2 protein-coding genes are annotated in these 3,670 nt (G+C 75.8%); one reads left to right on the top strand and one right to left on the bottom strand.

Translation table 11 applies throughout. From position 1 onward, the window contains the following. Positions 1-61 precede the first annotated feature (61 nt). On the bottom strand, positions 62-2,503 hold the full coding sequence (locus G6556_RS17680; RefSeq protein ID WP_166944301.1) for an MFS transporter: 2,442 nt from the start codon (positions 2,501-2,503) through the stop codon (positions 62-64). Positions 2,504-2,709: 206 nt separating this feature from the next. Between G6556_RS17680 and G6556_RS17675 the strand changes: the two genes are divergently transcribed. Then, a partial coding sequence (locus tag G6556_RS17675; protein ID WP_346774982.1) for a threonine/serine exporter family protein occupies positions 2,710-3,670 on the top strand: 961 nt, incomplete at its 3' end.

Genomic DNA, 3,670 nt, shown 5'->3' with positions numbered 1-3,670 from the left:
CCGAACCCGGCTGGAGCCCCCGAACGCGCGTCGCGTACGGGCGCGGGCGAGGGGCTGACGGTCAGTCGGCAGACCCCGTGCCCGCGCCGGCGCGCTCGCGCAGCGCCTCCGCGACGCGCGCCTGCACCCGCTCGTCCTCGCGCGCGGCGCCGGCCCGGCGCCGCCGGACCGCGAGCCGGCGGGCCAGGACCACCGCGAGCGCGAGGAGCAGCAGCACCGCCAGCGCCGCCCACGGCACGGCCCAGGCGTGCGCCGAACCGGCGACCACGCTCAGCGTCGAGGTCGACCCGGCGGCGTCGGTGAGCACGGGCAGCGCGGACACGGTCGCGCCGAGCCGCACGGACGGCACGACGCCGTCGACGGGCACCGTCACGTCCCAGCTCTCGCCGGGCAGCAGGTCGGGGGCGGGCGGGACGTCGCCGCTCTCCACGCGCAGCCAGCCGAACGGGCCGGTGACGGCGACGGTCTGCTGGGCGTTCAGCACGGTGTTGCCGGTGTTGTGCAGCGTGTACGTCACGGTCGCGTCGCCGGTGCCGGCGGGGTTCGCGGTGCCGCCGTAGGTGAGGTGCACGTCCTCGACGGCCAGGGAGGGCCGGAGGTCGCCGCCGACGCGCAGGTCGACCCGGATGCCGAGCCGGCGGTCCACGGAGATGCCCGCGGCGTCGTCGGGCTGGGTCAGCGAGGTGATGACCGCGCCGGCGTAGTCGCCGGGCGTCGCGTCCTCGGGGACCTCGACGGTGAACGGCACCTCGACGCTGCCGCCGGGCTCGACGGTGATCGCGTCGGTGCCGGTGCGCAGCCAGGTGCCGACGGCGGTCGACTCGGTGCCCGCGGTCAGCACGTCGAACTGGCCGGAGTCGGTGGTGAAGCCGTCGGCCGCGTAGACGGCGAGCTCGAGCGGCTCGTCGCCGTGGTTCGCGACGACGAGGGCGTCGCCGACCGCGTGGCCGGGGTCGACGGCGTAGGTGAAGCCGGTCCGGTCGGAGCCGAAGTCGTTGGACGCGGTGCGGACGGTCCAGGTCACGTCGTCGTCGGCCGCGGCGGCCGCGGCCGAGTCCTGCACGGTGCCCTGCGCCGCGCGGTGCCGCCGGATCGCGACGACGGCGAGCAGGATGCCGAGCGCGCTCAGCACCGCCATGACCCACGCCGCCGCCGCGAGCCCGGAGGCCAGCGCGTCGGACGGCGACGCCCCGGCGGCGGTGCGGTCGGCACCCACGGACGCGTACACGGTGGCCGCGATCGCCGTCGCCACCGCGGCGCCGACGTACCGGGCCATGTTGGAGACGCCGGACGCGGCGCCGACCTGCTCCTCGGGCACGACCGCGGTGGCCGCGGAGGACGACGGGCCGTTCGACAGGCCCATGCCGACCGCGATCGCGAGCAGCGGCAGCAGGAACGCCCCGTAGCCCCAGCCTGCCTGCACGAACCCGACGATCACGAACCCGGCGGTGGTCAGCAGGAACCCGACGCCGATCACCTGCCGGCCGCCGACCTTCTTGGTCAGCCGCGGCACCATCGGGGCCACGACCACCAGGCCCACCGTGGCGGGCAGCGTCGCGAGGCCGGCCTGGAACGAGGAGAACCCGAGCGCCGCCGGGTCCTGGAAGTACAGGCTGAGCAGGTACATCAGGCCGTTGATCGTGCCGGCGCCGATCAGGATGGCCAGCGTCGCTCCGACCAGGACGCGGTTGCGCAGCAGCGCCAGGTCGAGCAGCGGCACCGCGACCCGCTTCTCGACGACCACGAACAGCCAGCCCGCCACGACGCTCACCGCGAGGCAGCCGATCGTCGCGGCGGACAGCCAGCCCCAGTCCCCGCTCTTGCTCACGCCGAGGATCAGCGGCGCCAGGGTCAGGGCGACCAGCACCGTGCCGAGGTAGTCGATCGAGTGCGGGCGGTCTGGGTCCTTCGACTCGGCCACGGTGAAGTAGGTCATGAGCATGCAGACGACGCCGACCCCGGCGTCGATCCAGAACAGCCCCTGCCACCCGGTCAGGTCCACGAGCACGCCGCCGAGCAGCGGGCCCGCCGCCGCGCCGACCGCCGCCGCCGCGCCCCACAGCGACACCGACCGCAGCTGGTCCTCGCCGTCGCTCGCCACCGACAGCAGGCTGAGCCCGCACGCGAGGATCGTCGACCCGGCGGCGCCCTGGATCAGCCGGCCGACGATGACGCCGGTGCCGTCCTGGGACAGCGCGATCAGCACGCAGGACAGCACGAACAGCAGCAGGCCGAGCTGGAACACCCGCTTGCGGCCGAACACGTCGCCGAGCGACCCGGCCGTGATGATGACGGCCGCCCCGACGAGCGAGTAGCCGGTGACGGCCCACTGCAGGGTGTCGACCGACGTCCCGGTGTCCGCGCTGATCGCCGGCAGCAGGATGCTGACCGCGGACGTGTTGGCGTTGACCACGAGCGTCGACAGGCAGGTGGCGATCAGGACGCTGCGCGCGCCCCGCGCCGTCGTGCCCGCCGCGGCGCTCCCCGCCGTCGCGTCGCCCATCGTCGACCCCCTCGCCCGCCGGCCCGCGCCCCTGCGGCGGCCCGATCGCCCGGTGGCTCGACCGTAGGACCGCCGACCCCCGTCGCCGATCACCCCGCGGGGGTGAGCGCGCAGCGCACGACCGTCGACATCCTGGTCAGGTGGCCGACCGGGGGCGTCGAGGGCTCGCTCGGGCGAGGGCCGCCCTCGCCCGGCGGCTGGCACCGGTGCCCGTCGCCGCCCCGCAGGTGCCCGAGCAGCCGCCCGAGGCGGTGCTCGACCTGCTGCGCCGGCTCGGCGTCGCGATGCAGCGCGCCGGCGACGCGGCGGACCGCGTCTCGCTGATCCTCGACGACGTCGCGGCCGTGTACGCGGCGTCCGGGGTCCGGTTCTTCGTGCTGCCGACCGGGGTGTTCGTCCGGATCGCGGCCGGCGACTCCACCCGCGTGGACTTCGCGCCCGCGCCGAACGCCGCCCTCCGGCTCGACCAGGTCGACGCGCTGTACCGGCTGATCGACGACATCCGGCACGCGAAGCTCGGCGTCGCGGAGGCGGTCGCCCGGCTGCAGGCGCTGCTCACCGCCCGGCCGCGGCTGCCGTCCTGGTTGCGGGTCGCCGGGACCAGCGTCATGGTGCTCGGCCTGGGCCTGCTGCTGAACCCGACCGCCTCGGCGCTGCCGGCGTACCTGGTGCTCGGGCTCCTGGTCGGCGTCCTGAGCCTGTGGGGCGAGCGGTCGCACGCGGTCGCGGTCGTGCTGCCGATGCTCACCGCGGGCGTCGTCACCTGGCTGGTGTTCCGGCTGTCCGAGCCCGTGCTCGGCTCCGCGCCGCTGGACATCGTGATCCCGACCCTGGTGACGCTGCTGCCCGGTGCCGCGCTGACGATGGCGACCATCGAGCTCGCGTCCGGGTCGATGCTGTCCGGGTCCGCGCGGCTGGTCTACGGGCTGGAGCGGCTGCTGCTGCTGACGTTCGGCATCGCGCTGGGGGTCGAGTTCGCGGGGCTGCCGGGGCCGCCGACGCCCGAGGTGCCGCTCGGGGCGTGGGCGCCGTGGGTCGGGGTGGCCGTGTTCGGGCTCGGGGTGTTCCTGTCCTCGGCCGTGCCGACCCGGACCCTGCCCTGGCTGCTCGCCGTGCTCGGCGTCGCGTACGCGGTGCAGGCCGGCGCCGGGCTGGTGCTGAACCCGC

Source organism: Cellulomonas sp. IC4_254, from assembly GCF_011603975.1.
Taxonomy (GTDB): Bacteria; Actinomycetota; Actinomycetes; order Actinomycetales; family Cellulomonadaceae; genus Cellulomonas.
The sequence above is the reverse complement of the archived record's forward strand: the minus strand, read 5'-3'. Positions and strand labels throughout refer to the sequence as shown.

Excerpts from the sequence above, each read along its gene's own strand:
- G6556_RS17680 (WP_166944301.1), bottom strand. The coding sequence starts at position 2,503 with ATGGGCGACGCGACGGCGGGGAGCGCCGCGGCGGGCACGACGGCGCGG.